Source organism: Niabella terrae (genome assembly GCF_054783135.1).
Map to the genome: position 1 here is coordinate 33,735 of NZ_BAAGRD010000040.1, position 20,550 is coordinate 54,284.

General features: G+C 46.9%; 11 protein-coding genes. 2 read left to right on the top strand and 9 right to left on the bottom strand.

Features of this window, described 5'->3' with window-relative positions:
* Positions 1-4 precede the first annotated feature (4 nt).
* From ACYVI9_RS17135 to ACYVI9_RS17175, 9 genes are all read right to left on the bottom strand, one after another.
* Positions 5-1,807, bottom strand: a complete 1,803-nt coding sequence (locus ACYVI9_RS17135; RefSeq protein ID WP_460767052.1) for a glycoside hydrolase family 71/99 protein — start codon at positions 1,805-1,807, stop codon at positions 5-7.
* 10 nt (positions 1,808-1,817) lie between these two features.
* Complete coding sequence (locus ACYVI9_RS17140) at positions 1,818-3,119, bottom strand: alpha/beta hydrolase family protein (RefSeq protein WP_460767055.1); 1,302 nt, start codon at positions 3,117-3,119, stop codon at positions 1,818-1,820.
* Positions 3,120-3,171: 52 nt separating this feature from the next.
* Positions 3,172-5,001 (bottom strand): glycoside hydrolase family 71/99 protein, encoded by a 1,830-nt coding sequence (locus tag ACYVI9_RS17145; RefSeq protein WP_460767057.1) that lies wholly within the window; start codon positions 4,999-5,001, stop codon positions 3,172-3,174.
* 56 nt (positions 5,002-5,057) lie between these two features.
* Positions 5,058-6,530, bottom strand: a complete 1,473-nt coding sequence (locus ACYVI9_RS17150) for a phosphodiester glycosidase family protein (RefSeq protein WP_460767060.1) — start codon at positions 6,528-6,530, stop codon at positions 5,058-5,060.
* A gap of 68 nt (positions 6,531-6,598) precedes the next feature.
* Positions 6,599-8,053, bottom strand: coding sequence for an Ig-like domain-containing protein (locus ACYVI9_RS17155; RefSeq protein ID WP_460767062.1), 1,455 nt, complete (start codon positions 8,051-8,053; stop codon positions 6,599-6,601).
* 98 nt (positions 8,054-8,151) lie between these two features.
* Entirely contained in the window at positions 8,152-9,777 is a 1,626-nt protein-coding gene (locus tag ACYVI9_RS17160) for a DUF4998 domain-containing protein (protein WP_460767065.1), read from the bottom strand.
* A gap of 33 nt (positions 9,778-9,810) precedes the next feature.
* The gene (locus ACYVI9_RS17165; RefSeq protein WP_460767067.1) at positions 9,811-11,604 is read right to left on the bottom strand and encodes a RagB/SusD family nutrient uptake outer membrane protein; all 1,794 of its coding nucleotides are present in this window, start codon (positions 11,602-11,604) and stop codon (positions 9,811-9,813) included.
* A gap of 28 nt (positions 11,605-11,632) precedes the next feature.
* Positions 11,633-14,707: a SusC/RagA family TonB-linked outer membrane protein gene (locus ACYVI9_RS17170; protein WP_460767070.1), complete on the bottom strand. Its 3,075-nt coding sequence runs from the start codon at positions 14,705-14,707 to the stop codon at positions 11,633-11,635.
* A gap of 561 nt (positions 14,708-15,268) precedes the next feature.
* Entirely contained in the window at positions 15,269-16,282 is a 1,014-nt protein-coding gene (locus tag ACYVI9_RS17175; RefSeq protein WP_460767073.1) for a LacI family DNA-binding transcriptional regulator, read from the bottom strand.
* Between the two features lie 270 nt (positions 16,283-16,552).
* Here ACYVI9_RS17175 and ACYVI9_RS17180 point away from each other — a divergent pair, with 270 nt between their 5' ends.
* Both ACYVI9_RS17180 and ACYVI9_RS17185 read left to right on the top strand, forming a co-directional pair.
* Positions 16,553-17,428 carry an inositol oxygenase family protein gene (locus ACYVI9_RS17180; RefSeq protein ID WP_460767075.1) on the top strand — a complete coding sequence of 292 codons (876 nt, stop codon included), beginning with the start codon at positions 16,553-16,555 and terminating at the stop codon, positions 17,426-17,428.
* Between the two features lie 51 nt (positions 17,429-17,479).
* Positions 17,480-20,521 (top strand): SusC/RagA family TonB-linked outer membrane protein, encoded by a 3,042-nt coding sequence (locus ACYVI9_RS17185; protein WP_460767078.1) that lies wholly within the window; start codon positions 17,480-17,482, stop codon positions 20,519-20,521.
* The last annotated feature ends 29 nt before the right edge of the window (positions 20,522-20,550 follow it).

A 20,550-nucleotide genomic window follows, 5' to 3' on the forward strand; every position in this document is an offset into this window, starting at 1 on the left:
GGAATTAATAACTGTAGTTCAAACGGCCAATGGGCGCACTGTCACCGCTGACATAGTAATCCATAATATCGTTGTATTTGGTCACATGATCGGCTACCTTGAACTCAAAAAATACCTGACCGGGCTGCATACCCAGATCTTTCAACTTTACCGAAATTTCCAACAGGTTGCCTGCGATCCGATAGTTGGCGGTGCCCGTTTTGGTCCATTTATAGCCGCCCAGGGACCGTTCGACAGAACTGTGCTTCTGCGTCGGCATACGGTTCAAAACATACTGATATCCTTCAAAAGAAGGGCCCTTAGCCCGGGTTCGTATCATAATGTTCATCCAGTTCCTGTCCGTTCCGTTATACGGTGTGACAGCTCCTTGTGTTCGAATACGAAAATACAGCCGTTTTTTATCGTGCATTACCTGGATCCGGGTAATATCATTGCGGGCACTGCTGTCAGTATAAATCTCCGTTCCTGAAGCATTCGAAAAATTTCGAATCAGGGCATCTCCTGCCGGATCGGTATACGTGATGGCATAGCGGTCCCAGACCTCATCGCTGGTCCTGCGGAATTTGCGACGCGGAGGAACTGGCGGGCGTTCAGCGGTGGGCTGTTCCTCCAGTTTAAAGCGCCGGATATTGCGAACCAGTTGCAGGTAAAAATTATCGGCATATCCGCCCTTCATCATTTCGATATCCCTCGAAAACTCATGGTTATAAACGTCTACAAAAAACACACCTTTGAGACCAAACTCATTGGCATACTTTATGGCCATCCATTCATTGAATGAAGTAACCAGCACATTATTTACCTGCACGTCACTTTCAAAAACTGCGTCCCACATCGTCTGGAAATTGGCGCCCGCCATCCAATTTTTTTCTACTTTCTTGGTCTTATTGTTGTAGCCACGGCTGCTTTCAGGATGCATGAGGCTGGCAGCGATCGCAGTATGACTATGTTGTGCTACCGGCACTGCTACCGTTCCGCTATGATTCCATTGAGGATATTGCCAGCTCATCCAAGGAATAGCTGCAGGGTTATAATCTCCGTTAGGCCATTCGGATTCACGGACATCAAAGTATTTTTCCATGGCGGGTTTGATATAATCCTTGAAATCATTGTACTTTGTCATATCTGAAGCCCGGTTGTTGTTATGGGTTATACCAATAATCATCGGCTTGCCCTCTGGCCGGAACCATAAGCTGTCGTAAGTCCCGGATTGATAGAACTGTTGGTAAAGCTGGTCAACGGTGGTTCCTGAATAACTATTGGTATAGAAAACCACTTTAGGAATCGCATAGCCCTGATCCATAAACTGTCGCAGTATATTCAATAAATTTTCGGTTGATTCTTTATATACCACATTGTTGGTGGCGTCAATACAAAGATAATCCACACCAGCGTTGGAGAGGAGTTCCATATGCCGGGTCACCACCCAGGGGTCACTCATACTATAATAGCCATAAAGTGGTTCTCCCCAGAAATGAAACTGGCGCATCGGGCTTTCGGGTCTGCCCAGGGTATCCTTTAAGGCGGCCGGATTTTTATTTAACAGCTTCTGTATATCGTAAATTCCCTTCTGTCCGCTTCGGTGCTGTCCCAACCATAAAGAATAAAAAACACCAACCGTTTTATTTCCGGCCTTCCTGGCGGATGCAGGTCCGAAACTCCTTCCAAGTCTGTCGGTCGCAGTAAGTCTGAGTCGCGAATTAAAGATGTCCCGGCCTTGATGGGAAGATACAGCTTGCGTACAGGCCTCCTTTTGAATAAGCAGCCCCGTTAAAAACAGCAGGCTGTATAGTTTAAATATGCGCATACCCTTTAGGTTATAAAGCTTCAGTTCTCTGGGATTCCAGACCAAATTGGTTTACAGTACTGATATAAATTTTAGATGAATCGTTCCAGGGCAGGGAGATATCGGTTTGTAAAGGCGGCAAATTTAGGGGATAAGCATCATCGCCGTTGGTATCGAATTGTTGATAACTGCCGGTTGCAGGAAAACGACCAACGAATTGATCGCCCTTATAAATATTAAAATGGCTGATACCCGAACCTATATCCGCATCGGCCTTCCATTTAAGTTCAACGGTCATATTATGCCGGCGATGTATTGAGGCCCCGAAGGGAGGCGGAGGGGGTGTGTGATCCACTACAGTGCCGGTAATCGCGTATTCTCTCCATAGCGTTGCCGCTATCGAATCCGGCAGCCATGAGGCTGATAGCGGGTTACCAGGATATCTGTTCAGCGGGTATATATTCAGTGATGCGGTATCGCCCAACCAGGCTTTCTTTACGTCCATCGGTCGCATGGCTTTATAATCCGTCTCGGGCAATTCCGGAAGCCGCTGCCGCATGACGGCTTCAAAAAACGGTATAGCCATGTAACGCACGAAACTGTAATTGTGATTTTGAAACCGGGTATAGGCGATGGCTGCCAGTCCCTGTTGCCCACGGAGTTCATGAAATGTATGAAACGCGGTCTGCCAGCAGCACGCATCACCAACAGGGCCTGCATGGCGGATCATCACAGGAACCTGCAGTGCTGCCGGAGGGTACGGAAACTGCGCATCCAGGCCGGGAGAATAACTGAACAGCGCAAGTACCCGCTGCGGGTAAGCTGCCAGCATTGCCTGGGACCAGTATCCGCCTCCGGAATGTCCCCATAACAACCAGGGCGCAGTATTCAGCTCCGGATGTTCCGACTGCCGACCGATCGTCCTGAGTGCAGCAAATAAGGCGGCAGCGGAGCCGGAAGCAGGATCTTTCCAGTCATGGCAATTGTTCTTTGCATAAAGATCAGGACCCACAATTGCCAATTGCCATTTTTTCGCGAATGCCTGATACTGTATATCAAAAGCGGTTGCCATTCCCCGACCTTCCATGGTACAACCATGTTGATGAATGAAAACGCCCCGAATGGCAGACACACCCTGAGGAATGAATATTGCATACCGGGCGGAGTCGATGCGATATTTTGGGTTTGTCTGAGTGGTTAAATAAATCTTGCCGGCGGACGATTGGATGACCTGGGTTTTATTATCCATTGATGACTGTGCCAGTAGCTGATTGCCATGAACCGTTAAAAATAATGCGATAAACCTGAGGCATTGACTGTTAAAAAATTTCATTTTCACGGATTTTAATATGCGATTTCGACAAATTTATTTACGCTGTGAATAATCAGCCTTTGATCTGGTACATATAACTGATTCTGCCCGTCGGCATGGAACTGCCTGAGGTATAATAGGACATAATAGCTCCCGGATCCTGAACATCTGCGGCTACTTTAAAATAAAAATTTTTGTCTCCGGCTAAGCCTACAGATGAACGCGGGCAGGCGATCTGCAGGACATTCCCTGATAAATTCCATGATGCGGCGCCGTTGCTTGTCCGGTTGAACCCCGCACTCAGCCGATCTATCGAAACCGAAGATGAAGCAAATTCATTACCGATCAGGTATTCATAGCCTTCCCAGCCTTTTAGAGAGGGACGCCCCGTACCTATAAAAATATTGACCCAGTTCGATTTTCCCGAAGGAGAAGTAAAGCTATTTCTGCCACGGATTAAAAAGTAAATATACTGATCATCATATGCCACTTTTATTTCCCGGATTAGATTCTCAGGCGCAGGCTGCTGATACCGCACCGTCATAGAAGCGCCATAAGCATCCCGATTAAAACGGTTACGATTTATATTTACCCCGGCAACCGGCAGCTGACTCCATTGTTGCAGCCCGGCCTTAATATCAATGCTCGCGGAAGGCAAAACAGCCCCCGCAGATTCGGTCGCTTTGTATTTTCTAACATTGGAAATCAGCTGCAAATAGAAAGCGTCCTGATAACCACCTTCCATTGGTTCAATATCCCGGGAGTATTCTTTATTTACAGCGTCGACAAGGACGTATTCGTTCCAATAGGGTTGTTTGTAAGCGATCCATTCGTTCCAACCACCTACGGTGATCATCCTGGGGTCGGCCTGAAGGGCATGATCCCATTGTCGCTGGAAAAATCCGCCCCTATCGATTTCTGCAGTAATATTCGTTCGGGACTCCGGATTCCAGCCGCGGCCCCAATTGGTCATCTGTTCCGGTCGGGTCAGTGAAAATGACATTGGAACATTAGGATGACTGGCGACTGTAACATTCATAACGCCATTATGCATGGGTTGGGGGAAAATCCATTCTATCCAGGGAAAGCCATCGGGATAAACCGGATCACTTGGCCATTGCGGTCTGTAAAAATGAAAAAAGTCAAGAATTTCAGCGGAAAGGGGTGTGGGCACATAACTCGTATCGCCTCTGGTTGCCGCCTCCCTCAAATCATCCTGGGGGTTGGTATAGGCAATAATCATGGGCTTACCGTTTACCCGGTACCAGGTCTCCGGGAACAGGTTGGGTCGGTAAAGTTCTCTGTAAAGCTGCTCTGTAGTCTGAATGGACCTGGAATGGGTATAAAAAGCTATTTGCGGTGGTTTAAATCCATCGCGTCTGTATTCGTCAATAATAGCCAGCAATTTTATAAATACCGGCTTGTAGGTAAAAGCATTGGTCGCATCAAAAAAAATATAGTCAATCCCGGCGATACTCAGCATTTCTACCTGTTTTCTTAATACCCATTGATCATCGGAATTATAATATCCCCAAATAGGTTTTCCCCAGAAATGGGCCTGTCCGGCAGGACTTACGGAAGCATCCTGATGATTAAAATCCGTAAGCAGTTTTAATCCTTCCGGCATCGACAGAATCCTGGACGCATCATAGATAGCACTGGCATAGGGCTGACCCAGCCAAAGCCAGAAGAACAAGCCTACCTGACGATCCTGGCGCATCGCCTTTACCGGAGAAAATGCCCTTCCAAATTGATCGATACCGACAATATTATAAAAACCGGAAACTTCAGCGGTGACAGTTGCCGGACCGGGCTCTCCGGTATTCCCTTTTACCTTATGACAACTGCAGCAGATCAATAGGAAAAAAACCGGTAAACGTAAATTATCAGTTACCTTTTTCATAGCAAATTTTAGATCAACACCGGTTCTCGGCCACAGTCCTTTTAATAAGACCGTGCTCAATTCAATTGAATAGCTATCCCATTAGCTACTGCCCTGGGAACGGCATCTGAATACCTGTTGACAATCTCAAAATCGCCGGATCCATTTTTTATAACCATCGTGCTGGATCCGCCACCATCCAGATTCGTTGCCGCATAAACGCCCAGGCTGCCAATGATGGCTATCAGCTCATCGATGGTCATCCCAACCGAATAGTCCGGCCGACGGCCGTCCACCACTACCAGATAAACCGTCTTGTTTGTTGTATAACCAATCATGGTCCTCGGCTCCCGCACTCTATCATTATAGGATTTTCCGGTGCCGTTCATGTATAATAAATTTGATCCGGCACCACAGAGATTTTGAAACGCAGCAAAATCGGAAGTTGAAAGTTCTGAAGCGAGGCCGATTTCAATACTTTTATCTTTCCTGATACCGAAATAGCTGGTACCGGTCAGCCCCGCCTTAATTTCATTTTTTATTACTATGCCATCTGCGACAACCGGCCCCCAGGGTCTGCCGGCTACCGGCGACCAGTCAAAATAATCGGCATTTACTGCCGCCAGTATTCTTCCCCCCGCCGCATCCTTATGTGTTGCCATCGCCTGGACGGTTTGCAACCCGAATGCAGTGCCATTGTTGGGCATTAAGGTCGTCATGGAGAGATTACCGGCATTGAGGTCAGCCCGGACAATAAAAAGACTGAATGGATTTCCCGAGCCGTTTTCAAATTGAAGGGTTGTATATTCCAGATCTGAGCGCAGGTGCTTAACGGACTGACCTGTCAGGCGGCCGACCAGTCCCGATTTTTCGACGATATTTTTTGCAGCAAGACTCGCGTATCGGGTAATATAAGGTATGAATTGACTTGCCGCTCTAAAGCTGTCAACACATCCTGGTTCCGGAAGAAAATAGGATTGATATTCGATCGCGGTTTGTGGCTTGTAATCCGGGAGCTCGGTCCTTTGAGATGCGTCGATCATCCAAATGCTATTGGCAACTCCGGATTTGTTGGTATAATTTACTCGCACAGCAACTTCATCTGCCTGCGGTTGCTTCCACTCAATATAGGGCGTTTCTCCCTCTAAAAAAACCAAATCCTGTATCTGGCGGTTATCCAAATTCGACTGATAGGCTGCTCCATACACTTTCACAGTCACAGATTGGGGTGCAGAGGCCGCTCCGGAAGCCGTATAACCTATTAACTCGAAAAGATAATCACCCGCATCCAGATTGGTGATGTTCACGGTAATAACGCCTTCGACTGCCAGTTCTGATGTCAGTCTTCTTGAAGCAGAACGATGGTTCCAGTAAATTTCATAGGAGGAGAATGCAGCCCTGTCGGCCTGAAACGAAAGTTGTACCCTGCCGTTTCCGGGACGGCCTGTGATGGAAGCTAATTGCGACTTCTGCGGCTCAGTCGGATCTGATTTAGCGCAGGCCAATGCGAAAAACAACGCGACCAAAAAATAAATACGCCTATAACTCAAATTCATGATTTACGTAAAAATTACTTTTATCCTGACACCAGCCACCAGCTAAGAACTTATTCCACGGGTTATTGCTGGTAAAGACCGGGCAGGTCCCTGAGTGTCTGTTCAAACATGCGGGTTCCTCCTTTTGCATTAGGGTGGTGATAGATCTGCCAGCCATAGCTGCCCGTATAATCCTCCCAGTACATTAATGTTTGATCTACTTCCCTACCATCGCCGTTAAGCGAGGTCGCAACGTCGAATTGGCAACCCTGAATATCCAGATCCCGCCTGACTTTCTCGATTAATTCATTCGTCTTCAACTGGGTACCGCTTTCATTGCAGGGAATATTATTCAACAGGGGAATCGCCCCCTGAGCGCGGATATATCTCATTAGCGCTTTGAGCTTTTCTTCGGTATTGCCTCCGTTGGTTCCAATCGTTACCATTACATATTCAGCGCGGATAAAGGGGAGTTCATTTTTGATATAATCCAAAATCATGTCAATGCGCGCGCCTCCCCGGCCACTGGAAATTGCCTGACCCTGTAGTTTACGAATGATCTGCTGTGTCCATGCCAGCTGAAAATCTTTGGTCGGAAAATACGCTTCCGGCTGAGAGATTGAATCGCCGTATAGCAGTAATTTTACGGACTTTTTCAAAGCGAATACACTAATTTTTTTCACCAGCATGGCAGCTCCTTCAACCAGTCCGAAACAATAATAATCCCATTGCATGCCAACGCTATAGCCCTGATGTATAACACCCTTACCTACACCCCCCTGACCATCCTGTATGGCGCTAATTTCGGCCTTAACACCGGTTTGCGGATCTATAACCGTTAGTTGAGATTTTTGATAATCATGTATCACTTCCACGATATAATCCCTGCCCGCCTGCAAAAAATCCGCCGCTTGCTCTGATGCAGGATCTGTAGCGATCGAAATTATTTTACGGCCGACATCCACATAAGCTTTGAAATCACCTTCGCTGCTCTGGAACACAGCTTTGCTATCGGCAGCAAACCGTACCAGGTACCGAACTTTGCGCTGCGCTAGCGCATAAAACTTATCGAGTTTTACTAAAGGGCCCATTTGATCGATTCGAAGGCCATCTTGTGTGTAGCGGCCGGCGCCGTTTAACTCCAGTGCAGTCAGGGGTTGCGCATTCAGTACGGCTTCAAAAAGTGTCGCCAGCTGCTGCTCTTCCCCAGGGTTGGCGACTTTTACTTTTATCACCTGATAATAACCTGCATACCGAACCGTTACTGTCGATTGTCCCGCATGTACCGCAGTAATCAGACCTTCCTGTACAGTAACTATATTTTCATCAGCTGACTGCCATTGAAAAGCCACTGTACCTGAGCCGGCGGGAACCAGTGCCGCAGAAATCTGGCGCGACTCTCCCGGTTTCAGCGTAATTGACTGGGCAGATACAGTTATTCTCTCAGGGGTTTGCCCACTGCTATCCCGATTCTTCTGACAACCAGCGGCCGACAGAGATGTTAGAAAAAGATAAAGACCAATGATAAAAATATGCATGAAAAACTCATTGTACTACTCCAAACGATAGCGGATAAACTGATGGCCTACGCCTTCAAATCTGCCACTACGATGCCATTCCGTCACCCTGACATTATTTATTGCGACAAATCCACCTTGATAAGCTCCAGGCCGTTGATCGTGAGCGTTGACCAGGGGACACCAGTAGAACTATACTGACTTCGGATATTATATACAAACCCAATGCTTACGGAGCCTGCTGTCGTCACCTGAAACGGCAATGTTGCCACTTTATTGAAATAGGGAACCAGGTCCATGTACCGTAAAACCGGCGTCGCTGCTGCAATCGTTGTATAGTCTGGCAGGGCACCGCCGCTGGTGACGGCACCATAAATATCTACCGGTCCTGAAGCGCTGCCCATATCAATTTTTAATATATAATGACCGGGCGAAAGGTTTAAACTCTGATGGATCTTGCCATTTGTAACGGTCGGCAATCCCCACACGGCGGCGGTAAAAAGCGTAAACTTTGTATTGTCATAAGTAGCGACGGCGTTGGGACTATGAATCCAGTCTTTCACCTTTTGAAGCCGGTAATCGCCCAGCAAAGGAAATGGGTTGGAGCCGTCACCCACAAAAGGAGCCTGAGCATTTTCAAGTTCAACCGGAGTAGTGGCTGTATAGGATTCCAATCCATTTTCCGCACTCAAACCGTTTGCATTGTAAGCATCTATTTCCGAAAAGACCATTCCCGGTGTCTGACTGTCGAACATTTCAATCGCCGTAATTCGGAAATACCGGACCGTCACTGGTTCGGAAAGTGGTAACAACTGTCTCAGATAACTGGGCCCTATGGAAGTTTCCAGTACTTTGGTCCAGGTAGCATTGTCATTACTTACGTCGATACGGATCGATTTGGCGGACTTGTCATTGGTATAAGGATTCAAGAGACTGAAGCCATTGATGACTTTGGAAGATCCAAGATCTATACTAATCCAGTTCTGCGCCGAAGGCGCCGCCGCAGATTGCCAATAGGTTGCAGGATCGTTATCAATTGCCATTGCTGCTGTATGATTCGTCAACTCATCCGAGGAGCCTGCAATCTCCCAACCGTCCTTTCTGAAATTAAAAAACCGGGCATTTTTCGCGTCAACATCTTCAGAATAGAAATCATCAATATTTGAAACCTGAGGTTTATAAACCGAGTAATAGAAATATGGCTGATCTAAGTCGATATTGTCAATCACCACAGCATTCTTGTCACTGCCGATCGATACACTGTCCTTTTGTCCTCCTGTCGTAGTATACAATACGCGCAACTCGGTTTCATTGGCGAAGGCAGGATCAAACAAAATCTCAATATTTGTCGATGAATGGTCCAGTTGATCCTTCCAGCGTCGCGGACGCAGTGTGCTTTCATATGTCTCGCCATAAGCCGTTACTTTTACGGCTTTGGGATCGGAGACTATTCCCGACGCGTTGATGGTTACGACGCGCAGGATATGCTCATCTTCGGAAAGGCCCTCAACCACAACGGACTGTACCGGTCCCGTCACCTCAAACTCCTTATATTCTCCGTTATTGTAAAATACTTTACCCCGGACGGCCCCTTCCGGCACCGGAAACTCCACCATGGCCCGATGTTTACCAGGATAGGCTATCAGATCTGTCACCTGGGCAGGACCTGTCGGGTGCTCTTTACTACACCCTGCCAAAATAGTCAGCAGCAATATGATCCAATTAAAAAATTTAGTCCATTTCATATTCAAGAGTTTTAGTAGGATAATCGATACCTGTTAACGCCATGCTTCCGGTTGCAGCATGCCAGTCATTTTTTTTGCATCTTCCAGGGGTATGGGCATGACCAGATATTTATCAGTATAGGATTGATAGTCGCGAATCTTTTTTCGCTGGTAATTGAAAAGCCCATCGCTATCTTTAGTAATGCGCATTCCGGTAATAAACCGGTTGGTCCGGTCCAGGATTTTCCAGCGACGCTGGTCAAAAAACCGATACTGCCCTTCCAGACAAAACTCTACCCTTCGCTCGTTTCGAATGCGTTCTCTGAGAAAGGATTGGGAGGCTTCAAAGCCCGGCACATCCTGAATTCTGGGTTGCAGCGCCCGTTGCCGAATGACATTCAGTGCTTCCATCGCCGGCGCCAACTCACCAAGCTCACATAAGGCCTCTGCTTTGTTGAGATAAAATTCAGCCAATCGGAAAAACACCCAATAAGTCTCTTCATTGCCCTTATCACTTCCAGGACCCCAATAGGTGATTTGCTTGTCCTTCCTGCTGTAGTAGCCGGTACAGGAGGTCTGCGTCTCTCTGGAAATAATATCATTAAAGCCATTCCGGCCACCCACAAAAGTCTCAATGATATAGGGTTCGGTACAGTTGTAAGGAACACCATAATTAGCCGTGTTATAAAGGATATTAATATAGAACCTTGCATCTCTGTTGGAATAAGGATCGCCTCCCGGGGCTTCACTATATCCCAGGGCCGCAGCTTCCGGATTGACCGTCACCCGCGTATGGGTTTCATCGTTATAGCTTACCGGTAATACCCCGTTCTTCATTTCAAAGGCGTCTACCAGTTCCTGACTAGGCGACTCCCCGCAATTCCAAATATTTGTAATGCTGGCATAGGGATAGGCGCCTACATTAACACCATTCGTATTGTTGATATGAGAATTATCCGACCAGGCTCTCCAGATAATTTCTTCTGGCGGATTGGCAAAAGCACCTACGAATAGCTTTTTGTAATCACTCATCGGCACAAGGTCGTAACCGGGAAGATCAAGAACATCCTGCGCTGCATCCGCAGCCTTACGCCACTTCGTCAAATCATTTTCAGGATTGTTTAACGGACTGGCATTGTACATAAGCACTCTTGCCCGAATGGCCAGCGCCACGCCCTTATCTACAAATCTCCGGTCCTGAAGACCCGCATTTGCTTTAATAGGCAGGTCTCCTGAATTTATCACATCCAATAGCTCAGACGCTATTTTGGTAGATATTTCGTCCATACTGGGGCGGGTAAGTTCATTCCAGCCCATAAATGTGGGTTCAAACGGCTCTTCTATCCAGGGAACCGGACCATAAAACTCCAGTAAATGCATATAAAACAGGCAACGTAATACCCGGGCTTCCGCAATCCAGCGGGTGCGCTGCTCTTCCTGTAAAGAAGGTGCCGTAGATTGAGGCAGATACTTAATAGCATTATTCGCTAAGCGAATGCCCCGCCAGAAATCGGGCCACAACTGTTCGGGATTGGTATGCCATTGCCAGTCAATTACAGGATCAGAAAGTGATAAAGATCCGTTATGCCACCGATAAGCATTGAATGTCGCCGCCCAGAATGCATTGTCAGTGAGCGCATCAAATGTGTTATGTACAAACGATATCTGATCCCTGGCCTGATAAACACTACCGAAAACCACGTCTCTAAGACCTTTGGTCTGGTCAAAGTCGTTCAGCACTTTATCAATCGTTATTTGACCATCCGGGGTTTTCTCCAATACTTTCTGGCAGCCATTCAGCAATATAAGCCCAGCGCCCAACATCAATAAAACCATTAACTTTTTCATGATATTCAATATTGTAAGGTTCATTAATTTAAAATGAGATATTAAAACCAACATTATAGGCTTTAAATACCGGATAGAGCAATTCATTATTCTGCTCCGGATCCAGATACTTCACCGGATACTTGTCAAAAGTGAATAAATTCAGTCCATTGGCGTAGATACGGATCGAACTGGCACCGATTCGGTCTGAAATCCGGTGATCTAAAGTATATCCCAGTTCCAGGTTCCGCAACCGGATATAGCTACCGTTTACATACCAGAAATCTGAGGTCAGTTTGCTGGCACTGCTCCCCTGATCCAGTCGTGGATAAGTGATCGGCAGACCAGCGTCATAACGTTCCTGGCTCCAGGCTTCTTTATGCCATTCGTTGAAATTATAGGTTTCGAATATCCGCTGTCCCGTTAACAGATAGCTTCTCTTGCCGACGCCCTGCCACAACATACTGAAATCAAAACTCCCCTTTTGAAAACTGAGTCCGGCTCCATAAGTCCATGACGGAAACTCGGGATTGCCTATGGGCACCATATCCTCATCTGTTATGATGCCGTCGCCGTTCATGTCCTGATACTTCAGGTCGCCCAGCTTGGGGACCGCTCCAACACCTGACTGATCATACCAATCGGCGATCTCTTGTTCTGTATTGAAAAAACCGGCGGTTTTATATCCGAATGGCTGACCCAACGGCAGACCGGTACTTCGATATCGGTACGCGTAACTTTCGGGAAGCAATACCTCACTCAGATAGAGCACTTCATTTTCATTATACGCGGCATTCAGCCGGATATCCAGGCGGGTAGCCGCGCCAAAATTCTTGGTATAGGACGTACTAATTTCGAAGCCCCGGTTTTCAATTTCTCCGGCATTGATTTTGGGTATAATACCTGACACGTTTACCCCACCGGTACCGAATACGCCGGTAGGCACCAGGCCATCGGCGGAAATCAGGATATTATTACGTTTCTCATAAAATACATCCGCTTCGATATTAAAATGATCCAGGAAGCGGGCTTCTATGCCCAGGTTCGCCTTATTTGCCTTTTCCCAAACAAGGTCTTCATTACCGATCTGACTTTCCAAACTGTTACTCCATAATGTCAGGAAAGCAAAGCGGGCGCCGTTCATATTGTCATTTCCCACCTGTCCGTATGAAGCCCGAAGCTTGGCAAAATTCAGCCAGGGTGCTGCATCACGCAGAAATTTCTCCCTGGTTGCTACCCAACCAATCGAAACAGATGGGAAAAAGCCCATTTTATTGCCAGGTGCAAATTGTTCCGAACCGTTGTATCCGAAATTCAGCTCCGCAAGATACTTATCGTCGTAACCGTAGGTAAACCTCCCGACATAGCCAATATAATTAAAAGGCAGCTGGATATTGATTACCCGTTGATAACGGTTGAACAAAGCCATCGCGGTAACATCGTGCAGGCCAAATGACCGGTTATAATTTATCGATGCGTCAATATTTAGCAGGTTCCATTGGGACTGGGCCTGTGCATCAGACAGGGGACTGTTTTCATTTGTCCCTGTTTTCTGATACAACACGGAATCGGGGTTCGCAGGATCCGCGACCGCTTCAAATAGCTGATAAGAACGTTGCCTTACCTGCTGATTGACGGCCGTATTGTCGTAGGATACCACAACCCTTCCACTTAATCCTTTGGTGATAAAATCCAGTCCCTGCTCTGCGCCCAAAGTGGCAGTCACCTGATTGGTCATGGTATTGCGGAAGCCTGAACGGTTCAGCATTCCATAAGGTACGTTATTAACATTTCCCCCTTTGAGGTGCGTGGACAGCACTTCCCCATCCGGCGTCAGATCATTATGGTAATTATTGGGTGTTTGCAGCAGGGATCCTATTATAATCGAATAAGCATTTACATCATTTAGATAACTTCCGTTAAAGGGCACCACTACCGGATCATTTTTCTTCTCCATATACCCACTGACGTTCAAAAACATCTTTAAGGACGCATTAATATCAATATCAAAATTCGATCGGAAGTTGACGCGATTGGCTTTAGATGTTGGATCGTAGTCGTATTCATCAAATTTTTCGGTTCGGAAAATTCCTTCCTGAAATAAATATCCTACTGTTGTAAAGTAACGCATACGTTCATTTCCTCCGCTAACATTTACATTAACCCTTCGCATCGGAAAATTATCTTTCATAAACTCATGAATAAAATCCCGAACCGGGTATAACTCCTTGAAATCACCCGTACGGTAATGCTCCAATTCTTCAGGAGTATAAATTTCCTGACGGCCGTTTTGTACCTCAACCTGATTACGGAGTACCGCATAATCATAAGCATTGGTCATCTCCGGGAGCCGGGTCGGCGCCTGCCAGGACTGTTCTGCAGTAATATCAATCTTGGCTTTTCCGGCCTGACCGCGTCGGGTTGTAATCATAATTACGCCGTTGGCGCCCCGTACACCATACACCGCCGTAGCAGAAGCATCCTTTAAAACGGAAATCGTAGCTACTTCCCGGGGATCCAGCGCCGTAAAATCACGTTCGACCCCATCTACCAGGATCAGCGGTTGCTGTCCGTTTACGGTGCTTTTACCGCGGATGTAAAATTCCATCTGTTCCCCTCCGGGGACACCCGACCGTTGCAGCACACTCAGACCCGGCAATCGGCCCGCCAGTGCGATACCCAGGTTGGCCGCCGGCGTCTGTTTGAGTCCTGTCGCATCTATCTGGGAAATGGCGGCGACTACACTGGCACGCTTTTGTTTACCGTATCCGACAACAACAATATCGGACAGATTACCGTTTGTTGCGGCCATATTTATCACCGGGCTTTTATCCAGGCTCACCGTGTAATCTATCGTGCGATAACTCACGTGAGAGATCGTCAGGACCTGACCCACAACTGCGTCCAGTTTAAAAAGACCGGCCTCATCGGAGACTACTACGATATCTGTTCCTCCCAATGCGATGGAGGCTCCGGAAACAGGAGCAGCAGTAGCAGAATCAAGTAGTACTCCCTGAATCGTCTGCTTTTGCTGTGCCAACCCATCAAGGGAGGACAAGCAAAAAAGGTTAAGCAGAAAAACCACAAATAAAGGGCGAATCAGCCTTATGCAATCGTTACTCATAGAAAAAAGTTTTAGTAATTTCTAATGTGAATGTAGAAGTATATTTTGCTTTTGTTGACCTGCTTTGTACTGATTTTCGAAAAAATATTTTTTGTCTGCCTGAAAAGACCTGGAGGTTCTAATTTTCCATATTCCTATTTTCATTTTATTCCGGCTCAAAAAAAACCTGACTAGTTTAGCAAAAAAATACCTGTTTTGCTAACCTTCATTAAACGCTATTTCTCCTATTTATTTACAGCTATAAAAATCATTGTCCGCTAATTTTCTCTTCGTTTATTATGGGTCGTTTTCTGTTATGCAATCCGGTACCGCTATGTGAATGAACTACAATACGGGCGATTCCTTCCAGGCCGCACAAGAAGCAGAAAAAACCAAAAACTGGAAACTTCCACCGGAAAACCCATATACAGGTTCGTTACTTAATAATTTCACCGGCTGTTGGGAACAGCATGAATACCCATCAGGTTAGTTGGATCGAACTGCGCATTTGGGTTGCCGATCAGTAAAGGGTCGAGCTTCAGAGACTTATTAACTTAAAAAGCTAATCCGGGTAAAGGATGGCTATAGTGTAGCTTCTCTTTTAATCAATCCGGATGCCAGGGTCATCATATAATCCCGGGGAACGGCTCCCCTGTTCTTTTCGATCAGGTTCACCAGCAGTTCAGCTGCATTCTTACCAATTTCAAATGCAGGTTGGGTGATCGTTGTGAGTGAAGGTGATAATAATGGGGCTGTCTCAAGGGTGGAAAAGGCGATAATTTTCAAGTCTCGGGGTATCAGAATTTTTTCGGTTTTACATACGCTATAGGCATGTATAGCCAGCCGCTCCACGGTCGCCACAATGCCATCAGGAGAGGGAGTAGACTGCAGTATACGTTTTAGCTGACGCATAATGCTTCGACTGTCATTTCCTTTAATCAGGCGCACCGCGTCGTCTGAGGGCAATTTTTTTTCTTTTAGAAAATCGGTGAATCCTGCAGCCCGCTTATTGCAAATCGACAAAGCAGTGGAGCTGGAAAGCAGGAGGGGTCGGATACAACCACGTTGAATCAGATGCCGGGCCGCCAGCCGTCCACATTCATAATCATTAGTAACTACTTTCGGCGCCGCATAGCCTTCAAAATCCCGGTCGAAAAAGACCAGGGGAATTTTCCCCGCTTCCAACATCGAAAAATGTGTACTGTCACAGGTTTCATTGGAAACAGATATCAGCACCCCGTCCACCCGCCCGCTCATACAATGTTTGACCACCTCTTTTTCGATAGCAGTTTTCTCATGAGATAAATATATGAGTACATGATAATTTCGTGAGGAGGCAACTTCCTGTATTCCATTAATGGCCAATGAGAAAAAATTATCGGCAACTTCCGGCAGGATTACGGCAATGGTTTTACTGCTTTGCTTTCTGAGACTGCTGGCGTAAGGGTTGGGTGTATAATTCAAGTCGGCAGCCAGGTCCAGCACTTTCTTCTTGGTAACAGCACTGATCTCATAGCTGTCTTTAAGCGCTTTTGAAACAGTAGCAATGGAAAGGCCCAGTTGCTGCGCTAATGTCTTGATTGTAACTCTGCTCATGCCGAACCTCTGCTATTAAAAATGATCTCAATCGAACCCTTGAACACCACCCGGATTACGAAAACGATTTCGTAAATAAAGCGATTGCAATTAACGACAATTATCAGTAAATAATGCATTTTTGGTGACGACTTTAACGACAGTTTAAACAATATGCATAAGGAAGAAAACGATGGTCCGAAGCCAGACCTGAACGAGGATCCTGCAAACTGAATGGTCCGCTTAAGTTTTATTGTTGTCAACAACTTTTTGGAAAAAATTTCTCAGATCATGAATAAAAACAACAGAGAAACCCTTCCGCTCAGCAGCCTGGATGAGTGGGAAGATGACCTGATCCGTCGTTATCCGGATCCGGAGACCATTGCTCAGGCAAAAACTACCGGCGAATACCGGAATTATGAAGCGCCGGTCCGTGATACGGTCAGAGAGTTCTACCGGTTGAATCACAAATACCAGACTTTTGATTTCGTTCGTGAAAAAAGGCGGGAATTCCTGAAATTCGATAAAAAGGAAATGTCCATCTGGGATGCTTTCGATTTTTTAAACCGGCTGGTGGACGACTCCGATCCCGATACAGACCTGGATCAGCTGCAGCACCTGCTGCAAACATCCGAGGCCATCCGCGCAGATGGCCACCCTGACTGGATGATTCTTGTCGGCCTGATGCACGATCTGGGAAAAGTCCTCTGCCTGTTCGGAGAACCTCAATGGGCGGTCGTCGGCGATACTTTTCCGGTCGGCTGCGCCTATTCTGATAAAATCGTTTATTCCGAATTTTTTTCGGATAATCCCGATTACCACCATCCGCAGTACCAGGAGCTGCACGGCGTCTACGAGCCGCACTGTGGATTGAAAAATGTAACGATGTCCTGGGGACATGATGAATATATCTATCAGATACTGAAAGATTACCTGCCTGAGGAGGGGTTATATATGCTGCGGTACCATTCTTTCTACGCCTGGCATCGGGAAGGTGCTTATCAGCATTTGTTGGATGACCAGGACCACAGGATGCTGCCCTGGGTGCAATTATTCAACCCCTATGATTTATATTCCAAAAGCCCCGAACCGCCTGACTGGAAGCAACTGCAACCCTTTTATCAGCAACTGATTCAAAAATACCTGCCGGCTACGCTTAAATTCTAAGTCCCGCTGAACCATTTCATTGCTGCATTATTCATTTTTTAAAAATTTTTTATGTCCGAAACTGTAAAACAATCCTCCCGGATCCTTCCTATAACCACGGTGCTGCTGTTACTGCTGTTTTGTTGCGGATGGCAACTTCATGCCCAACAGGGACAGATTCGAGGAAAAGTAAGTGACGAAAATGGCGCTCCGATTGAAGCCGCCACCGTTGCCATAAAGGGAAAACCGGTACAGACCCTGACCGACGCTAAAGGAGACTTTGTGATTGCCGCCAGCACAGGTGATCAACTGCAGGTCACGGCGGTTTCTTTTAGTCCGCAGGAAATCCAGGTAACCGGCGCATCGCAATACACGATCACACTGCAACACAGTTCCGTTATTTTATCGGATATCGTTGTAGTCGGTTACGGGAGGGGTTCGAAAAAAACCCTGTCCAGTGCAATTACTTCCGTAAAGCCTGAAGAACTGAACCGGGCAGTAACCGGCGATGTAGGGCAATTGCTGCAGGGGAAAGTTCCGGGATTGAATATTACTTCCAGCGGCGACCCCAATGCTTCGGCGGCCGTCGTCCTGCGGGGCGCTTCCACGATTAACAGTCCGCAGGGACCCTTCTATGTGATAGATGGTGTTCCCGGTGCGGATATCGCTACGATTGCTCCATCAGATATCGCCTCCATTGATGTATTGAAGGATGCCGCCGCGACCGCCATCTACGGGAATAAAGCTTCCAACGGCGTCATTATCGTCACCACCCGTAAGGGTAAGGCCGGAAGAACCCAGGCTTCCTATGACGGATACATAGGTATCGAAAAAGTCTCAGGGTCATTGGAAGTAATGAATGCGGCTGAAATCAAGGACTTTGTAACCAAAAACGGCAATTCGATTTCGCCGGCTGATGATCTGGGCGCCAATACTGACTGGTTGCAGGCGATTCAACGTTCGGGGGCAGTGTCGCAGAACCATAACCTGGCGTTCAGCGGTGGTAATGAAAAAAGTACTTACAGTGCCAGCCTGAACTACCTGGATAAGGAAGGTATCCTGCTAAAAAGTGACCTTAAAAGAATTATTGCCCGCGTAAGCCTGGAGCAGAAAGTACTCAGGGACCGCATCAAGCTGGGTCTGAATATTACCAATTCCAATAGTAAGGCCCGGCATACACCGCTCAGAAATGTCGTGCTGCAGCAGGCGGCCAAACATATGCCGCTCTCGCCCGTCTATAATCCGGATGGAAGCTTCTTCGAAAATTTCAATACTCCGGGTTATTTTAACCCCGTATCCCTGATTGAAAATGCCCAGGATGATACCAAGTACAATACCCTGCTCGGGAATTTTACCCTGGAAGCGCAGTTGCCCTGGAATTTCAGGTTTAATGTCAATGCCGCCTATCAGCGCAATACAGCCCTGTTTGGCGCCTACTATAACAGCTATTATTCCGACAATTACAAATCCGGGTTCTACAGCAATCCGGACCCAGGCTTTACCAATAAAGGTTTATTGAGCTTCGGTCAGAACGGAGCGGCTTACCGGAGTTCTTATGAAAACAACACGACCACGCTGGAGTCCTTTCTTACCTGGGATAAAACCCTGGACCGGCACCATGTCAATGCCGTTCTGGGCTATTCCTGGCAGGAAAATAACAATGGCGATGGCCTGCAGGCCAGCAATACCAATTTTGTTTCGGATTATACCGGTTACTATAACCTGGGTTTGGGCAACTATCAGGCCGTCAACGGTTATACTATTGATTTTGGCGGAACGGTTTTTCAAACCACCCGTTTTATCTCTGATTTTTTCCGGGTAAACTATGATTATGCCAGCAAATACCTGCTGCAGGCCTCTGTTCGCCGTGACGGCAGTTCCGTATTCGGTACCAATAATCAATGGGGTTATTTTCCTGCCGTAGGTATTGGCTGGAGAATTGATCAGGAGCCTTTTATGGAGCCGGCCACATTTATCAGTGACCTGAAACTGCGCCTGAGCTATGGCCAGACAGGGAATGCCTTTGGTTTTGGCGCCTACACGGCAAAACAGTTGTTCAGCAGTTATGGCACTTATTATAATAATGGTGTGTATGAAACTGCCATTGGTGTTACCCAGGGCTCGAATCCCGATCTGAAATGGGAGGTGACGGCCACCAGCAACCTGGGTCTGGATTTCGGACTATTCAACAATAAACTGACGGGATCGGTGGATTTATATGAAAAAATTACTACCAATATGATCTTTGCCTATACGGTAAGCAGCACGATTGTCCCCGGCGGCTATGTTTGGGGGAATGGCGGAAAAGTCCGCAACCGCGGTATTGAGATCAGTTTAGGCGCGACGCCTGTACAGACCGCCCATTTCAAATGGAATACCGCATTGAATTTTGCCAGCAACCGGAATTTGATTCTGGACATGAACGGCCCTGCCAAATATGGCGTAAACTCTGATTCTATTCGGTATACCCAGCCTGACGGACCAGGACAGACCAATAGTACCCTGCAGATCCTCAAAGTGGGGCATGCGATCGGTGAATTCTTTACCCTTAACTATCAGGGCAAAGACGCTGATGGTATCTCCCAGTTTATGGCCCGGGACGGAAGTCTCACCACCTCGCCAGCGATTGGCACCGATTATATTTACGCCGGCAGTCCGCATCCCAAGATGCTGTTGGGATGGAACAATACCTTTTCCTATAAAAATTTTGATTTGAATTTTTTCCTGAGAGGTGCTTTCGGCAATAAAATCTTCAATGTCACCCGGGCGGATCTTTCCTATACCGTGAATGCTGCGGTGAATAATATCAGCCGTTATGCGATGGATGACCTGATGACCGACGCTAAAAACAATGCGTATTCCACCCGTTATATTGAGTCCGGTTCCTATATCCGGATGGATAATGCCACATTGAGCTATCGCCTGGGTCTGAAGGAAGGCGCTGCTGTTAATAATTTGCGGTTCTACCTGACCGGTAATAATTTATTTGTAATAACCAAGTATAAGGGAATCGATCCGGAGATCAATCAGGGAGGTGTCGGACTGGGTGTGGACGGCAATAATTTCTACCCCAAAACCAGGACCATCATCTTCGGGGTGAATATCGGATTCTGATAGGGAACCCAAGCCCTGTTTACAGATCT

Coding starts and splice junctions, on each gene's coding strand:
- ACYVI9_RS17185 (WP_460767078.1), top strand. CDS start 17,480: ATGTCCGAAACTGTAAAACAATCCTCCCGGATCCTTCCTATAACCACG.
- ACYVI9_RS17180 (WP_460767075.1), top strand. CDS start 16,553: ATGAATAAAAACAACAGAGAAACCCTTCCGCTCAGCAGCCTGGATGAG.
- ACYVI9_RS17155 (WP_460767062.1), bottom strand. CDS start 8,053: ATGCATATTTTTATCATTGGTCTTTATCTTTTTCTAACATCTCTGTCG.
- ACYVI9_RS17170 (WP_460767070.1), bottom strand. CDS start 14,707: ATGAGTAACGATTGCATAAGGCTGATTCGCCCTTTATTTGTGGTTTTT.
- ACYVI9_RS17145 (WP_460767057.1), bottom strand. CDS start 5,001: ATGAAAAAGGTAACTGATAATTTACGTTTACCGGTTTTTTTCCTATTG.
- ACYVI9_RS17175 (WP_460767073.1), bottom strand. CDS start 16,282: ATGAGCAGAGTTACAATCAAGACATTAGCGCAGCAACTGGGCCTTTCC.
- ACYVI9_RS17165 (WP_460767067.1), bottom strand. CDS start 11,604: ATGAAAAAGTTAATGGTTTTATTGATGTTGGGCGCTGGGCTTATATTG.
- ACYVI9_RS17135 (WP_460767052.1), bottom strand. CDS start 1,807: ATGCGCATATTTAAACTATACAGCCTGCTGTTTTTAACGGGGCTGCTT.
- ACYVI9_RS17160 (WP_460767065.1), bottom strand. CDS start 9,777: ATGAAATGGACTAAATTTTTTAATTGGATCATATTGCTGCTGACTATT.
- ACYVI9_RS17140 (WP_460767055.1), bottom strand. CDS start 3,119: ATGAAATTTTTTAACAGTCAATGCCTCAGGTTTATCGCATTATTTTTA.